Here is a 16,084-nt window from a genome sequence, read left to right on the forward strand (position 1 = left end):
TTACACCTTAGGTAAAGTAATGCTGATTTGTGTGCCAGTCACTTGATCGCTGGTGGAGTAGATAACCATTTTTCCACCTAACGCGTGCACACGCTCTTGCATGCCGCGAACGCCCATGCCTTTCATGCTGTCCTGAACTTTGAAGCCGACACCATCATCGTGAATCATTAGTGACACCGCCGTTTCTCCAATTGTCAGCTCAATATTGATCAACTGCGCTCCTGCGTACTTGGCGGCGTTATTCAATGACTCTTGGCATAAACGGAATAGGGTGACTTTGAGTGTGTCACTCACGCTGGTGTAATTGCCTTGCCAGTTCAGTTGAACAGTTGTTCCATGATTGGCGAATTCCATCTCTCGCGTCAGTTGCTCGACGGATTCTTTCAAGTCCAAATCATCCAGCATTTTGGGTCTTAGCTTGCTCAACAGTCGCTTAGTGGTGTCGTACACGTTGAGGGAAAGCCCTTCGATCATGTCGGCGCAACCTACGCGTGTTTCTGTGTTATTTACCCGCTTAATGATGTTGGCTTGTGTGCGGATTGCCGTGATGTTCTGGCCGATTTCGTCATGTAGCTCGCGCGCAATATCGCGTCTTACCGATTCTTCCGCTTTGATAAGCTGGCGAGACAAATTCTGATTGCGTGCAAGTTCGCCGCGCAGTTTGTGATTGAGGTCTTTTTGTTTCTGAACCCCTAAGCCGAGCATAATGCCGGTGATGGTTTGCGCCGAGAGAGATAATAACAAATCGGTGATTTCTAGATTTGATACGCCGCTGCGAGCCGCAATCAGCGCAATGCTGTTGAGCATGGTGGCGAGCAGGGCTCCTTGCCAGCCGTAACGAAGTGCCAACACGATGATTGGGATAGCCATACAAAATGGCGCAAATCGTTTTAGCTCTTCAGGCAAGCTGGTTTGCACCAAAATACTGCCGATCAAAAGCAGCGCATAAAGCACGATATGACGTACCTGAAATACAACGGCATTACTAAGTAGGAGAGAGCTAAGCGGAGACCAACGACTTTGGAACAAATAGCTCCACAACAGGTAGCACATAGGCACCACGAGCAAGCCTCCAGAAATGCTAGCCAGCCATACCATGTAAACAGAAGGCACGTGAAATCCGACCGCCATTACGTTGATGAAGGCGGTAATGATGATCACAATGCCCATGACGGCTAAGTGGCGGTTTTGGTCACCGTAGTAGTATTTTTTCGCAATCAGAGTGACCGGGATACTGGCAATGCTCGCAATCAGCACGGTAAGCCACTGCGGTTGACCCAGTAAGATCGCAAGTGCGATGGAAAGCCACCACTCTGAAAGATAAATCGTTGGCCAATAAGCGGTGCGAGTGTGTAGGGCGACACCTAATCGTAAAGCGAAAGGAAACAATAAGATCGCCAGCTCGGGATCATTGACAAAGTAATAGGCAATCACCCATAAGCAGAACCAGGCGCAAGCCATAACAAAAAGTCCGCAAATGGTGGTAACAGCATAAGCTCGCATTAAAAGGACTCTTGAGAAAATAGTTTGGCGAGCTCAACGTTGTTTTTCACGCCGAGTTTGTCGATGGCATTCGCACGATGAACATGCACAGTCTTGTGGCTCAAGCCAAGCTTTGCCGCGACAGACTTTACATCCAACCCAGTGGCAAGTAGCTGACATACCTCGTTTTCACGTTTTGTCAGTTGGCATAGAGAGGTGGTGTTGTCGCTAGGCGTTGCAAGTTTAAGTGCAATATCTGATGTGAGGTAACAGCCGCCAGAAGCACTGGTTCTCACGGCTTGAATAAGTTCATCTGGGCTACAGCGTTTACTAAGATAGCCTTTTGCACCTAGCTTTAGTGATTTTTCCACCATCGCAGGGGAGTCATGCACGCTAAGCATCACGCAGGCAATGCCAGTTGGTATTTCGCTGAGAAAGTTTAAGCCGCTTTCATCTGGCATGGAAATATCTAGGATGACGACGTGTGGGTGTACCGCAGGCAACCCTTTTCGCGCTTCGGCGACAGAGCCGAATTCACCAACAACGGTAATATCACTTTCTAAATTTAATAATTGTGCGAAACCTGAACGCACGATGACGTGATCATCAACTAGAGCAACATGAATCATTATTACAACCAAATAGAGCAGACGACTAACAACAATAAGCTCCAACAGGAGCTAATAGAAAAATCTTTAATGATACTGAATTGAGCCATGCTTTTTAATGATCTTGCGCGCTTTACCGAAGTAAAGCGCGCAGAGAAGCTAGGCTTGGTTTTGTGCAAGTTGAAGCTTCTTCGCGTGTCGAATCTTCTTCTCTTCCGCGATAGCGACGAAAGCAAGCAAAACAATACAAATCATGGCGGAGGTATCTAGGGCTGCGAAGGTACCTTTCCAACCTGTTAAGCCGAAGATAGGTGTACCGTCTGCAATCATACCGAGACCAAGTTTCGCGAAGCTGTCACCGATTAGGTAAGCGAATGTACCTTTTACGCCGTCAGCCACACTGATTGCTTTTTTAGGGACGAAACCAACCGCGGCAACACCGATAAGAAGTTGCGGACCAAACACCAAGAAGCCCAATACAAATAGTGAGGCCAAGTACATGAACTCGCTAGTGGCGTGCTGGTAGAACTCAAGCGATACGATGATCAAGCCAAGAGACACACAAGCAACCAATGCGCGGCGACCGTTTGCTAGGTCAGACAGGTAACCCCACATCAAAGTACCCACAAGCGCACCGACTTCGAACAGAGTAAAGCCAGAGATTGCCGTTTCTTTTGACAGACCAAGCTCTTGGTACGCGTATACCGTTGACCATTGGTCGATGCCGATACGAACGATGTAAAGGAAGATGTTGGCAAAGCAAAGTAGCCAGATAACTTTGTTTTTAAGAACGTATTCAACAAAGATTTCTTTTTTGGTCATCTGGTTTTCTTCTGCGGCGGTGTCTTCTTCACTCACTGCTTCATCGAAAAGTTCTTCTACTTTACCTAGACCGTAAGCTTCTGGAGAGTCGCTACCAAAGCGCATACCGATAAAGCCAACGATGATCGCGATGATAGAAGGGAACACGAACATGCCGATTACGTGGCCGTCGAATAGGTAGTTAGCACCGAAAAGAGCAACACCCGCTGCGCCCGCACCACCAACGTTGTGTGACATGTTCCACAAGCCTAGGTAAGAGCCGCGCTTGTTACGAGGTGTCCATTTTGTAATGGTTGAGTAACTAGAAGGGCCACCAGTACTTTGGAAGAAACCACTTAGAGCGTAGAAAGCCACCATCAAGAACAGGCTTGCACTACCGCCGCCCATGCTGAAGCTGAAACCGAGCATTGCAAGACCAGAAAGGATCAGCATAAAAGGGAGGAATTGCTTGGTGTTCTTACCGTCAGCGTAGTAAGACACAACGGTTTTACCGATGCCGTATGTGATGGAGAAGCCAAGGCCAATAAGACCTAGGTCTGTCATGCTCAAACCGTAAGTTGAGATCATGTCGTTTTGCGCGACATTGAAGTTCTTACGAATCAAGTACATGGTTAGGTAGCCGATAAATACGACCAAGTAAGATTGGATGAACGGTTTAAACCACATCTTTCTTCTAACTTCGACAGGAAGATCGAGGGTCGGCTTCCGCACCTGTTCGAGGAATTTTAACATGATGAACTCTCTTGTAATTGTTTTAGAAACACAACGGAGACCGTTATGCGCTCTTGTTACCTTTGACTGAGCGGAATTCTAGAGAGTGGTTTTGTGAGGCACATGAGATGGTTGCCTAGATCGGCTAGGAAAAATTCCTAGAAATGCCTAGGAAGGAGGAAAAGCGTGAAAAGAGTCACACAAAATCCTTACTAATCTATGGGTTTTTGACTGGGTTCTTATCGGATTGGAAAGCGTTCAAATGCAAGCGGGTTAATATGCGTAAGCTTAGTGCAGACAAGGGGTGAGCACGTTTGGTTGGAGAGAATAGTGGCTTGTCGCTAAGTATCAATTGGGAATGAGAAGCAAACAACAGAAACCCGGAGGTCTCTGTTAGAAATATTAGGAATTCGGCTAGGTTGACGTGTTAAGGCGCAGGGCTGTATAGACGCGGCGAGCCGTGTTTTGGTAAGTGAATTAGGTTCAAATGGTTTCTTCTTGCCCATTCGACGGTTAACGCTGTAGGTGCAGATAAGCAAACCAGAGTGGGGATACGCGCGCGAACGGCTTTGTGGATCAACTCCAAGCTGCAACGGCTTGTCATGATAGCGAAGCCACTTTGAGGCTCGATGTGATTGTTGGCTAATGCGCCAATCAACTTATCTAGCGCGTTGTGGCGGCCGATATCCTCTCGGCACAACTTGATGTTGCCTTGTAAATCTGCAAATAAGGCGGCGTGTAACGCGCCAGATTCACGTGCGGCTTCTTGATGCAGTGCGACTTTGTCTCGCAGCCCTTCAAATACATCGGAGCGCGGAGGAAGAGACGGTGTCAGCGGCGCCAAATCAGGCAAAGCTTGTTCCAGAGCCTCGACACCACAAATGCCGCATCCGGTTGTGCCGGCAAGATTTCGGCGCTGTGTTTTTAACGCCCAGAAAGCGCGGTTGCTGATTTCCACTTCCGCATAGTGAGATTCGTGATCGCCACCAATTTCAATGTCTTTGATCTCTTTGAAGTCGTGGACGATGCCTGTGCTTAGGCTAAATCCTTTCACGAAGTCTTCCAGATGGCCTGGCGTCACCATCATGACCGCTTGGCTAATGCCGTTGTAGCTGATAGCTAAGGCGGATTCACTCGCCAGCGACATTTGTTGCACTGGGCGGCCATCAATCAATTCTCGGTAATTGAACGCACTTGGTTGAGGTGGTGCTTGATTGAAATCGGACAGTTCAAAATAAGATTGAGTAGTACATCTCATGAAATCACCTCATAAGCCGTTATGTATGCCAAAAATTGACGTGTGGATTCTTGTTATCGATTGAATATGTTTTTTGCTTCTGCGAAGCACTGATCGGTTAGCGCGGAGAAGGGTTCTTGTTTTCGCTTTAACAAACCTAGCGGGGCGTGAACGGCGGCTTCTTCGATAGGGATAATGCGAAGCGTATCGTTCAACTCTTCCAATCCACAGTTCAGCGGCATAATGGCGCAACAAAGGCCACTGGTTACTGCTTGGATCAAGTGAAAGGTGGAGTTACTTTCAATGACGGTTTGCGGAACCAGCCCTTTACTCACAAAGCTAAGATCAATTGAGTGGCGATAGTGCATGCCCTTCGAAAGCAGCCCTAGCGGAATGTTATTGAGTGACTCCCACAACACTTCAGATTCGGCAAAATCAAAATGACGCTCATCGAATAAAACGCCAAGTTTGGTTGAATCTAGTTCGATAACATCGAAGTAAGCGGTGTTAACTTGATCGACATAACACATCCCCAAATCAAGTTGATTTCGATTGAGTTGGTCTATGATCTGTTCGGTCGTCATGGAGAGTATTTGAAAGCGTAACTCAGGGAACTGGTGAGCTAATGGTTTGAGCAATTCCATCGGGTTTTGGCTGGCGAGTGGCACCATTCCAAGCCGAAGAGAGCCGACCAACTGACCACGGCAGTTAGCAGCCTCGGCTTGCAATCCATCATGAGCGGCTAAGACGGTTTTTGCCCAAGCTAAAATGCGTTCTCCAGCTTCAGTAAACCCTTCAAATCGTTGACTTCTTTGGATTAATTCGAGGTCGAGTTCTTGCTCTAAGCTTCGGATTCTCATGGACAAGGTAGGCTGCGTAATGTGGCACAATGCGGCGGCTTGACCAAAGTGTTTGGTCTGTTCAAGTGCGATGAGATATTTAAGTTGTTTGATATCCATAATGGCTTGTTAACCTTGCGTTGTGAGTCACATGTACGGGGGGAACTCCCTAAAAAGGGCACGGCACTACCGTACTTTTTAAGCGCTGGAGCGTTTTAACTGGGAAATGGAAAACCAAAACCAAGTCAAGAATAAAACCACACTCAAAATTGATCTGAATCAAGGCTATTCCTGATATTAATTAGGGTCAAATTTAAAGTATCTATAGTGTGATAGATATTATCTATTATCAAGAGTGCCGATTTTATTGAGTTCGTTAAGCGAACTAGGCGGAATCGAATAGAAAAACGATTAACCTCATAAATTGTATTGATTAAAAACGTGATGACCGTCAGTGGAAAAATTCGTCATAGATTTTGTTTATCGCTCGGTCAGGATTATCAATTGGACGCATATTGAATATCGACTTAATCTTTGATTTAGATCAAGACGCAACAATGCAAATTGAATCTACCAGTCTTAGAAACAGTAGGCGGGTATCCGATATCAAGAATCTAGATAAGTAAACGCTCGGACAAGCGAGAGTATGTTGAGTGGTTACTTATTTGGATTAAAAAATACATGGATTAGAAACTAAGCCCTTCAATACTTCCGCATTATCTCAATAAATAACGCGCTTGTTTTCACGGGCACCCTGCTTGCTGGTATATCTGCGAGGAGTAAAGTCGTGAGCCAAAAAGAACAAATAAAAGCATACAAAGGTCCAGCTGGTGGTTGGGGTGCACTGAAAGCCGTAACCAGAAGTTGGTGGGGCAGTGAAAATGCAGTTAAAAACATTCGCACTATGCTCAAAACCAACCAAAATGGCGGTTTCGACTGTCCGGGATGTGCATGGGGTGAGTCGCCAGATAGTGGTAAAGTCAATTTCTGTGAGAATGGCGCGAAAGCGGTAAACTGGGAGGCGACCAATCGTCTGGTTGACCCTGAGTTTTTTGCCAATCACAGCGTTTCATCTCTCTCAACGCAAACCGATTACTGGTTGGAATACCAAGGCCGTATCACGCACCCAATGCGATACGATGCTGAATCCGATCACTATGTGCCAGTCTCTTGGGATGAGGCTTTTGCACTTGTCGCGAAACATCTCAATCAATTGGATTCACCACACCAAGCTGAGTTTTATACCTCTGGTCGTGCAAGCAACGAAGCGGCGTTTTTGTATCAGCTATTTGTGCGCGCATTCGGTACCAATAACTTTCCAGATTGTTCCAACATGTGTCACGAAGCCAGTGCAATAGGGATGAAAGACACCATTGGCGTTGGTAAAGGCACAGTGATCTTTGATGATTTTGAAGAAGCTGATGCGATTTTCGTGATTGGTCAAAACCCGGGCACGAACCACCCACGAATGCTTGAACCTCTGCGCGAAGCGGTAAAACGTGGTGCACAGGTTATCTGTCTAAACCCGCTCAAAGAGCGCGGATTAGAGCGTTTCCAAAACCCACAAATGCCGATTGAGATGTTGAGTAACGGCTCAGAGCCTACAAACACGGCGTACCTGCGTCCTGCTTTAGGTGGAGACATGGCAGTGTTTCGTGGCATCGCGAAATTCTTGTTGCAATGGGAGCGCGAGGCATTGCAAAACGGTGGCAAAGCGGTATTTGACCGCGAATTCATCAAACAACACACGATAGGTATTGATAAGTATTTGGCTGAAGTGGATGCAACCGCTTGGGAACACATCACGGAACAATCGGGTCTTGATTTAAGTGAAATCGAGATGGTGGCGAGCATGTATCGACGTGCAGAACGTGTGATCATGTGTTGGGCGATGGGGTTGACTCAGCATCGTCACTCTGTGCCAACCATTAAAGAAGTCGCAAACGTGCAAATGTTACGAGGTAACGTTGGTAAGCCGGGAGCGGGGCTTTCACCAGTGCGTGGTCACAGTAACGTTCAGGGCGACCGTACGATGGGCATTGATGAAAAACCTTCAGATCTGTTGTTGGATCGCATTGAAAGTCGATTTAACTTTGCCGTCCCGCGTGGTGAAGGCCACAACACTGTGCAAGCCATTAAAGCGATGGAAGAAGGGCAAGCGAAAGTATTTATCGGTTTGGGCGGTAACTTTGCACAAGCAACGCCAGACACAGAACGTACGCACAACGCGATGCGAAACTGTAATTTAACCGTACACATTTCGACGAAGTTAAATCGTTCTCACCTTGTCACAGGTAAAGATGCGCTTATTCTTCCATGCTTAGGCCGTACTGAGATTGATCAGCAAGCGACTGGCCCACAAGGCGTGACGGTTGAAGATACCTTCAGCATGGTACATATCTCATTTGGTCAGCTAAAACCGCGTTCGGAGCATTTGCCTTCAGAACCAGCGATTATTGCCGGTATTGCCAATGCGACACTCGGGGCAAAACCAATTGATTGGTTGTGGGCGATTGAAGATTACGACCGTATTCGCGATTTGATTGCCGACACGATTCCGGGCTTTACCGACTTTAACCATAAGCTTAAACACCCGGGTGGATTCCACTTGGTAAACCCAGCTGCCGAGCGTCGATGGAATACACCAAGCGGCAAAGCACAGTTCAGCTCTAGCGAGTTGCCGAAACAGTTGATCAGCGAAGCGATACTCGAAAAAGGCCAAAAGCCAGATTTGATCTTGCAAACCATGCGCTCACACGACCAATACAATACGACACTTTACGGCTTGAATGACCGTTATCGTGGAGTATTTGGTATGCGCGAAGTGCTGTTTATCAATGAAGCGGATATTCGTAAACTCGGTTTTGAACCGGGCGACAAAGTGGACATGGTGTCATTGTGGGAAGATGGCGTTGAGCGCCGTGTGAGCGGATTTACGCTTGTTGCCTATGATGTACCAGCAGGTCAGGCGGCGGCTTACTATCCAGAAACAAACCCATTAGTTCCTTTGGACAGTTATGGGGATAGAACGTTTACGCCAACCTCTAAGTTTATTGCGATAAAATTGGAAAAATCGATATCCGATAAGATCGCTTTGGTGGAAGCGGAATAGTGACCAAACCAGCACAACGACATTTCCGATAAGCAAACGGCTGATATTAATTATCAGCCGTTTTTAATTGCGCTCAGTCTGCATTTAGTGCGCATAGCTTGTGTATAATGTTAATGACATTATGCTGCTCGATACTAGACAGATAAGGCCGATTTGAATCTAAATTCAAGTAGTAAAACTAATAAGAAGATGCTTATGACCTTGAAAAATATAATTAAATTAACAATCAGTCACTTAGTGGCAGTTTCTATTGGCATTGCGATAGGTATCTATACTTTACCGATCCTTATTGCACCACCTGCGCCGACCGATGAGCAAGTTGCTAAGAGTAAGCAAGGTGCAGAATACAGCGCAGTGTTTAAGAGGGAACTCAAAGGTAGCGATGCTTTTCATTGGGGAGAGGGAGAGATTCATTTGAGTTCTGAAGTCATTACGTTGGTAGGAAAACTCGCTCCCGGACCAGACTATAAACTCTATCTATCTCCTAAGTTTGTCGAAACGGAACAAGAGTTTAATGACCTTAAATCTGAGATGAGCTTAATTGGTGATGTCAAAACGTTCGATAACTTCGTTGTTGAGGTTCCTCAAAGCACTTCAATTTCTGAATACAATACGGTTGTTGTATGGTGCGAGACATTCGGTGAGTTCATTACTTCGGCAAAGTATCAATAAACCTTAGCAGTAGAGTGAAAGGCTTTTCTTTTCACTTTACGCTAGGATGTTGTTTCGCATAATTAAGAGGCAAAGACTCTTAAACATTCTAAATTTAAGAGCCTTTATTTAGAGTTATTGACAGAACCATTCGACTTGTAAGTCGTTTGCACCTTTCAGGCTACGTTCTGGAAAAACAAGATTTCGAACTATTTAGAGTTATTCTCTGTTTGGCTTGTTTCGTTCGATGACGCTAATCGCAATGGCTAAAAATAGAATATCTTTTACTAAAAAGAAGTTTGTCACCAAAACCCCATCAGACACTTTCCATGTATTCGGTGTCGTAATTAGAAAGCTGAGTGTCGCAAGAAAAATAATTGCGGCGGCTATGCCAGAAAAATAAGCGACTCGTGTGTTTTTAAGGCCAACGATTAATCCAATAGCGACAATGATTTCTGTTGCGCCAATGATGTTTGATACGGCTTGAACTGACATCACATCATACAACCAACTCATCAGAAAATGATTTTCAACGAGCGGTTGTATAAGCTTGGCCTCTGTAGGTGTGAATTTATAAATACCAATCCATATTAGAACTAAAGAAACGCCGAAAACTCCGATAAGATATCCAATTGAGTCACATTGATGATGGCTTTTTACGTTTTGCATAATTAACTACATTCTCCTGTTTGTTAGCGCTTCCAACAAGACCTATAAGGTTGGTAGAAAATTTCATAGGTTTTTTCGCTCAAACAACAGATATTAAAAATCACGTGATACAGAATTACGTGTTTGATAGAACTTAAGGATATTTCGTGGAAGTTAAAATTTTTCAGGTTGACTCGTTTACATCAGAGGTTTTCAAAGGTAATCCCGCGGGTGTTTGTATCACAGAGTCAAGCCTTGATGAGGAAACGATGTTGGCCATCGCGGCCGAGATGTCGTTATCTGAAACTGCATTTCTGTCACTCAGTACAATGCAACTTCGTTGGTTTACACCGAGGACGGAAGTTGCTTTGTGTGGACACGGCACACTTGCAACGGCGCACGTTCTGAAAGAGCAGGGGTTATATAATACTGGAGATACGATTGAGTTCGTTACGCTATCTGGGGTTTTAACCGCACAACTCGATCATGAAGAAATTCATTTGGTGTTTCCTGCTCCAACTTTAGATATGCGAGCGAGTATTAACAAAGACTTACTTCATGGTTTGGGGCTAGATGCCGCCAATGTAGTCGCCTACGGTCAGTTTGATAATAAGCAGTTGATCGTCATTAATGATGAATTTGTGCTTGAACAGCTCGACCCTGATTTTGGTGTGCTGCTTAAACAAAAAGGTCGTGGTGTCGTCATCACTGCTCAATCAAGCACTGACGCCGATTTTGTCTCTCGATACTTAGCGCCTTGGGTGGGTGTTAACGAGGACCCAGTTACAGGCTCTGCACATTGCGCTTTATGTGTTTACTGGGCTAAAAAGCTCAACAAAAAGCAACTGAAAGGCTTCCAAGCCTCTAAGAGAAGTGGGGTCGTTCATACAGAGTTGTTAAGCACTGAGCACGTTAAGCTTTCTGGAAATGCAGTAACGATATTGCGAGGATATATGAGAATCGCGTAGCGGTCCTTGTGGGAATGATTTTATTTTCGTGTTACCCAATGCTCAATAGTGAAGATGCTTGAATGCTGCTTATTTAAGTGGCTGATTTTTTTTTGTAAAAACACCCCTGGCACGGTGGTGTATAACGATTGGAGAGTTATATGAAAACTATCGGCCTTCTAGGTGGTATGAGCTGGGAGTCGACGCTTAGCTATTACAAATTGATCAACGAAGGAGTCAAAGAGGCGTTAGGCGGCCTAAATTCCGCAAAAATTTGTATGTATAGCGTGAATTTTTCGGAGATAGAGAAACTTCAACATCAAGGTAAATGGGAAGAAACGGCAAGCATTCTATCTGATGCTGCATCTTCAATAGAAAAAGGGGGCGCTGACTTCATTCTTATTTGTACTAACACAATGCACAAAGTTGCGCCTCAAATTGAAGCCAGTATTAATATCCCCATACTACATATCGCAGACGCGACTGCTGAGTTACTTCGTGAGAAAGGGGTTCAAAAGGTCGGACTCCTTGGTACTCAATTCACAATGGAGCAAGACTTTTATAAAGGAAGGCTTTCCGACCGTTATGGGCTTGATGTCGTCATTCCCGATCAAGACGACCGCTCTAAAGTACATAACATTATTTATAAAGAGTTATGCCAAGGTGAAATCAAAGAGGAGTCAAGGACGATATACTTGCAAATTATTGAAAAACTAAAAGAGCACGGAGCTGAAGCTGTGATTCTCGGGTGCACTGAAATTGCCTTACTTGTAAACCAAAGCCACACCGAGGTTACACTACTTGATACCACTTCTATCCATGCTCAAGCAGCTGTCCGTTTGGCAATTGAAGATGAATGATCTACGCTTTCTTTCCTGCAAAAAAAGAGAAAACCAAGCACAAGGTTTTCTCTTTTTATTATCAAGTTATAAGCGAGCAAATTTGAGAGTTCTGTATCCACCAATCAAGTTGCGGGCTTTGTAACCATTGTTGACCAGCTGACGGTATGCTACGTTACCACGTAACCCAACTTGACAGTAAATCACGATCTCTTTGTCTTTAGGAAGTTCGTGCATGCGACGACGTAGTTGATCGACAGGAATATTAATTGCACCTTCAAGATAACCAACGGACTCCAATTCACCAGGATTACGAACATCAAGTAACAGTTGGTCTTCTGTCAGTGAATCCATTTCATCATAATGAATCGCAATCGCGTCACCTTTGATGATGTTATTTGCCACAAACGCCGCTTGGTTAATTACATCTTTAGCAGAGCCATAAGGTGGCGCGTAAGTTAGCTCGAGGTGTTGCAGTTGCTCTACCGTCATACCAGCACGCTGAGCAACTGCCATTACGTCGATACGTTTATCAACACCGTCTTTACCTACTGCTTGCGCACCTAATATTTTACCTGTTACTGGATCAAACAGCATTTTGAATGACACGGTTTCTGCACCTGGGTAGTAACTCGCGTGACTTGCTGTATGCACATACACTTTTTCATAAGCGATGTTTTCACGTTTCAGCTGTTTCTCGTTTTTACCAGTAGAAGCGACGGCTAAATCAAAAATCTTACAGATCGCCGTGCCTTGCGTACCTTGGTAAGTTTCTTGGCGGCCAAGCATGTTGTCTGCTGCCATTCGGCCTTGACGGTTTGCCGGGCCCGCAAGTGGCACTAGAGTTTGCTCGCCAGTCACAAAGTCTTTCTCTTCTACCGCGTCGCCGACAGCGTAGATCGAAGGATCGCTGGTTTGCATGTATTCATTGATATAAATACCACCAAGAGCGCCGATTTCTAAGCCAGCTTCTTTTGCTAATTTGGTCTCGGGGCGAACACCAATTGCCATAATCAAAATATCGGTGGTGAGTCTTTCACCATTGTTTAGTGTTAATTCCAATTCACCTTCTAGATGTTGGTGTTTTTCGCTCTCACCAGAGTCGAAACTTGCCACGTGCTCGTTAGGTACGAATTTCACCGACTCAAGTGCGACGCCAAGTTTAAGGTCGATGCCTTTCTCACGAATTTCAGCATGTGCGAAGCCAGCCATTTCACGGTCAACGGGCGTCATCACTTGATCCGCCATTTCAACTAATGTGGTTTTTATGCCTAGCTGGTGGAAGGCTTCCATCATTTCCAAACCGATAAAACCACCACCAACGACAGTAGCGTGTTCAACTTTGTTGGTTTCGATCGTTTTAATGATGCGATCCATATCTGGAATATTGCGCAGCGAGTGCGTTAACGGGTTATCAATACCCGGAATAGGCGGCACAACTGGACCTGCGCCAGGGCTGAGTAGAAGAAAGTCGTAGCTCTCTTGGTATTCCGAGCCATCAAGCAAATTGTTAACCGTAACCGTTTTGTCTTGACGGTTAATAGAAACCACTTCGTTCATCACACGGACATCAACATTGAAACGCGCTAGAAAGCTCTCAGGCGTTTGAAGAAGCAGTTTGCTGCGCTCTTGGATATCGCCACCAATGTGATAGGGTAAGCCACAGTTTGCAAATGACACAAATGGGCCGCGTTCAAACATAATGATTTCTGCGTCTTCACTAAGACGACGAGCGCGAGCTGCTGCAGATGCACCGCCAGCAACCCCACCAATAATCACGATTTTGCTCATGGATTTCTCCTGCTGAATGATCGAAAACGCCTACACCTTACTTAAATAAATTAGCTGAGTCTAATGTTATTTAATCTACATTAGCATTGACTTAATAATATTAATTAGTAATATCTAATAAAATGTAATGTAGTAATGAAGAGGCATAAGAATGGGCGACAGTATGCTACAAAGTGCGACCGAAGCGAGTGAGCTGCTTAAAATTATGGCTCATCCAGAGCGCCTAATCGTGATGTGTAAGCTGATTGAAGGCGAGAAAGGGGTCGGTGAACTGTTTGAAGGTTCATCATTAAGCCAATCTGCTTTTTCACAACATCTCACCGTATTGAGAAAGCACGACATTATTAAAGCTAGAAAAGTTTCTCAGCAGGTATTTTATTCAATTTCTGATGAAAGAGTTGGTCCGCTGGTTGAGGCCTTTAAGCAAGTTTTCTGTAAGTAATTAGTTTGGCGGTTGCTATGTTTGAAGTTCCTTGGATGTCGCTGTTGGGCGGCATAATAGTTGGCGTATCAGCGATAACACTGATGCTATTTACTGGCAAGACTGCTGGGATCAGTGGGATCTTAAACGGTGCCGTTGAGAACGCAGATCGCGTTTGGCGCATTGTTTTTTTAATTGCGATGGTATTAGGTGGCGTGTTTGCTGTTTATGTTCTTGGCGGGCATGTACCAGAACAGTACAGCGGCTCTGTTGTTTTAGTTATCGTTGCTGGCTTGTTAGTCGGTGTCGGTACGCGTATCGGCAATGGTTGTACTAGTGGTCATGGCATTTGTGGGATAGGGCGTTTCTCAATCCGTTCTGTGGTCGCGACGTGTACTTTTATGGCCACAGCCATGTTAACCGTCTTGCTAGTATCGTGAGGAATAGTGCCGTTATGAAAACTCATGTAATGAAAAGTATTAAGCAAATGTCCGTTGTTGCATTTTCTGGTGTGCTCTTTGGTATTGGTATGGTGGTCTCTGGTATGGCTGAACCGGCAAAAGTGATTGGCTTTCTCGATATTACTGGAGCATGGGATCCAAGCTTAGCCTTTGTAATGGGCGGAGCACTTGCGGTGTTCGTTCCAGCTTATCTTTTATTAATAAAGCCAAGAAGCGAATCTGTGTTTGGTGATGAGATTGTATGCCCAACTTCTAAAGCGATAGACAAAAAGTTAGTCGGTGGTGCTGTACTGTTTGGTATTGGTTGGGGGTTACTGGGTGTGTGTCCTGGTCCTGCGGTTGCCAGCCTTTTCACTGGCAACACACAAGTTCTGCTCTTTATAGTGGCAATGTTGGCTGGGTCATTCACCGCTAAAAGAGTGGTTCGTCAATAAAGAAAGTACTTCAACGTTAAAAAGAGTACTTAAACGCTAAAAAGTGAGTGTCGTAGAAACCGGGCAATGGTCACTCAGTTTATAGTCGAGTACATCTTGTGTTTTGAAAACGGTTTGAACACCAGACGACGCCTTTAAATCACCACTCACAATAATGTGGTCTATCACCGAGCGGAATTGGTGGGTTTTATTCGGATTACGATTAGAACGCACTTTACATTCCGCTTTAGTGTCTTTAGTCACTAGCTTTGCACTAGTATTGTCCGATATCACGTCCCACAACCAATCTCCTTGATAACCCAAGTTGTGGTTAAAGTCGCCAAGCACGACATAATGTTGTTTGTTGTCCTCGCGCGCCTTTATCCACTTAGCTAGTGCCTGTCCTTGTTGTTTCACTATCTTACAATCGCGGTTATTACGATACGTGCCACTGCAACCCGCTTTCAGATGTACAGAGAGTAGGTGAGTCTCGTTTTCTTGGTTTGGATTTAATATAAGGTAGCTCGCGAAGCGCAGCTTGCTGTTGCCTCGTGTGATAGAGAAGTCTGGCTTGTCTAATACGCTTACACCATTGCGCACGGCAAAGCCTGTGTATTGGTTGGTGTCGTTAAACTGAAGGTGTCGGTTGGAGGCGTTTGAACGATCGGAAAGATAGATAGTGAAGTCATTGCCAACAGCTTTTTGCATTGCAGCGACGCTTTCGACTTCTTGAAAAGCAAGAATGTCGGCTTGTGTTTTATCCACATAGTGGGTCAGTTTTTCAAAATCTTGTGGTGTTCTCGACACTTTTCCACCATCTATAGATAACCATTCTATGTTCCAACTGGTTAGATTGATGGAGTTTTGAGCAAATGAAAGAGAACTAAAAAGTAATATTAACGTAACAAAAAGTGATCGCATTTTGGCCTGTTGCACTCCTATCTTTTAGCGTATTCCTTTCCATCCTTTATCCTACAAGACCTCCAAAAATAGCAAGTAGATTTAGTACCAATTTTGCAATTTTCATGGCTATGTTCCCTTTAATTGTTGCTGAAGACTTAACATCCTGTTTTCATTAAGTTCTTCAGTAACTTCCATGTAA

At 44.9% G+C, this 16,084-nt stretch carries 15 protein-coding genes; 7 read left to right on the forward strand and 8 right to left on the reverse strand.

From position 1 onward, the window contains the following. From uhpB to R8O11_RS21300, 5 genes are all read right to left on the reverse strand, one after another. Window positions 1–1,503, reverse strand: coding sequence for a signal transduction histidine-protein kinase/phosphatase UhpB (gene uhpB / locus R8O11_RS21280; RefSeq protein ID WP_064376966.1), 1,503 nt, complete (start codon window positions 1,501–1,503; stop codon window positions 1–3). Continuing rightward, window positions 1,503–2,111: a transcriptional regulator UhpA gene (uhpA, locus tag R8O11_RS21285; RefSeq protein ID WP_064376967.1), complete on the reverse strand. Its 609-nt coding sequence runs from the start codon at window positions 2,109–2,111 to the stop codon at window positions 1,503–1,505. The genes uhpB and uhpA overlap by 1 nt, the downstream gene beginning before the upstream one ends. Window positions 2,112–2,249: 138 nt before the next feature. After that, complete coding sequence (gene uhpT / locus R8O11_RS21290) at window positions 2,250–3,644, reverse strand: hexose-6-phosphate:phosphate antiporter (RefSeq protein ID WP_021707729.1); 1,395 nt, start codon at window positions 3,642–3,644, stop codon at window positions 2,250–2,252. Between the two features lie 406 nt (window positions 3,645–4,050). Continuing rightward, window positions 4,051–4,881, reverse strand: coding sequence for a formate dehydrogenase accessory sulfurtransferase FdhD (gene fdhD, locus R8O11_RS21295; RefSeq protein WP_017447522.1), 831 nt, complete (start codon window positions 4,879–4,881; stop codon window positions 4,051–4,053). A 53-nt stretch (window positions 4,882–4,934) separates the two neighbouring features. Beyond that, window positions 4,935–5,819, reverse strand: coding sequence for a LysR family transcriptional regulator (locus R8O11_RS21300; RefSeq protein WP_258494607.1), 885 nt, complete (start codon window positions 5,817–5,819; stop codon window positions 4,935–4,937). 667 nt (window positions 5,820–6,486) lie between these two features. Here R8O11_RS21300 and R8O11_RS21305 point away from each other — a divergent pair. Together R8O11_RS21305 and R8O11_RS21310 are read left to right on the forward strand one after the other, a co-directional pair. Beyond that, complete coding sequence (locus R8O11_RS21305; RefSeq protein ID WP_318194410.1) at window positions 6,487–8,811, forward strand: FdhF/YdeP family oxidoreductase; 2,325 nt, start codon at window positions 6,487–6,489, stop codon at window positions 8,809–8,811. Window positions 8,812–9,006: 195 nt separating this feature from the next. Next, window positions 9,007–9,483: a DM13 domain-containing protein gene (locus tag R8O11_RS21310; protein WP_005376099.1), complete on the forward strand. Its 477-nt coding sequence runs from the start codon at window positions 9,007–9,009 to the stop codon at window positions 9,481–9,483. Between the two features lie 198 nt (window positions 9,484–9,681). On the opposite strand, the gene R8O11_RS21315 is transcribed toward R8O11_RS21310, so the two are convergent. Continuing rightward, on the reverse strand, window positions 9,682–10,131 hold the full coding sequence (locus R8O11_RS21315) for a YkgB family protein (RefSeq protein WP_005376100.1): 450 nt from the start codon (window positions 10,129–10,131) through the stop codon (window positions 9,682–9,684). Between the two features lie 146 nt (window positions 10,132–10,277). On the opposite strand from R8O11_RS21315, the gene R8O11_RS21320 reads away from it, so the two are divergent. After that, the gene (locus R8O11_RS21320) at window positions 10,278–11,078 is read left to right on the forward strand and encodes a PhzF family phenazine biosynthesis isomerase (RefSeq protein WP_318131756.1); all 801 of its coding nucleotides are present in this window, start codon (window positions 10,278–10,280) and stop codon (window positions 11,076–11,078) included. A 140-nt stretch (window positions 11,079–11,218) separates the two neighbouring features. Beyond that, window positions 11,219–11,917 (forward strand): aspartate/glutamate racemase family protein, encoded by a 699-nt coding sequence (locus R8O11_RS21325; protein WP_262583604.1) that lies wholly within the window; start codon window positions 11,219–11,221, stop codon window positions 11,915–11,917. 66 nt (window positions 11,918–11,983) lie between these two features. Here the strand turns inward: R8O11_RS21325 and R8O11_RS21330 are convergent, their stop codons facing one another. Next, window positions 11,984–13,687: an FAD-dependent oxidoreductase gene (locus tag R8O11_RS21330; protein WP_053303645.1), complete on the reverse strand. Its 1,704-nt coding sequence runs from the start codon at window positions 13,685–13,687 to the stop codon at window positions 11,984–11,986. Between the two features lie 151 nt (window positions 13,688–13,838). On the opposite strand from R8O11_RS21330, the gene R8O11_RS21335 reads away from it, so the two are divergent. Genes R8O11_RS21335 through R8O11_RS21345 form a run of 3 tightly spaced genes read left to right on the forward strand, consistent with a single transcriptional unit; the run spans window position 13,839 to window position 15,003 of the window. Then, window positions 13,839–14,129 carry an ArsR/SmtB family transcription factor gene (locus R8O11_RS21335; RefSeq protein ID WP_005376206.1) on the forward strand — a complete coding sequence of 97 codons (291 nt, stop codon included), beginning with the start codon at window positions 13,839–13,841 and terminating at the stop codon, window positions 14,127–14,129. Window positions 14,130–14,134: 5 nt separating this feature from the next. Next, window positions 14,135–14,548, forward strand: coding sequence for a YeeE/YedE family protein (locus tag R8O11_RS21340; protein WP_372058356.1), 414 nt, complete (start codon window positions 14,135–14,137; stop codon window positions 14,546–14,548). Window positions 14,549–14,562: 14 nt separating this feature from the next. Continuing rightward, entirely contained in the window at window positions 14,563–15,003 is a 441-nt protein-coding gene (locus tag R8O11_RS21345; protein ID WP_031781165.1) for a YeeE/YedE family protein, read from the forward strand. Window positions 15,004–15,039: 36 nt separating this feature from the next. Here the strand turns inward: R8O11_RS21345 and R8O11_RS21350 are convergent, their stop codons facing one another. Then, complete coding sequence (locus R8O11_RS21350; RefSeq protein ID WP_222711866.1) at window positions 15,040–15,903, reverse strand: endonuclease/exonuclease/phosphatase family protein; 864 nt, start codon at window positions 15,901–15,903, stop codon at window positions 15,040–15,042. Window positions 15,904–16,084: the final 181 nt, after the last annotated feature.

The organism is Vibrio sp. 1288, assembly GCF_033344475.1.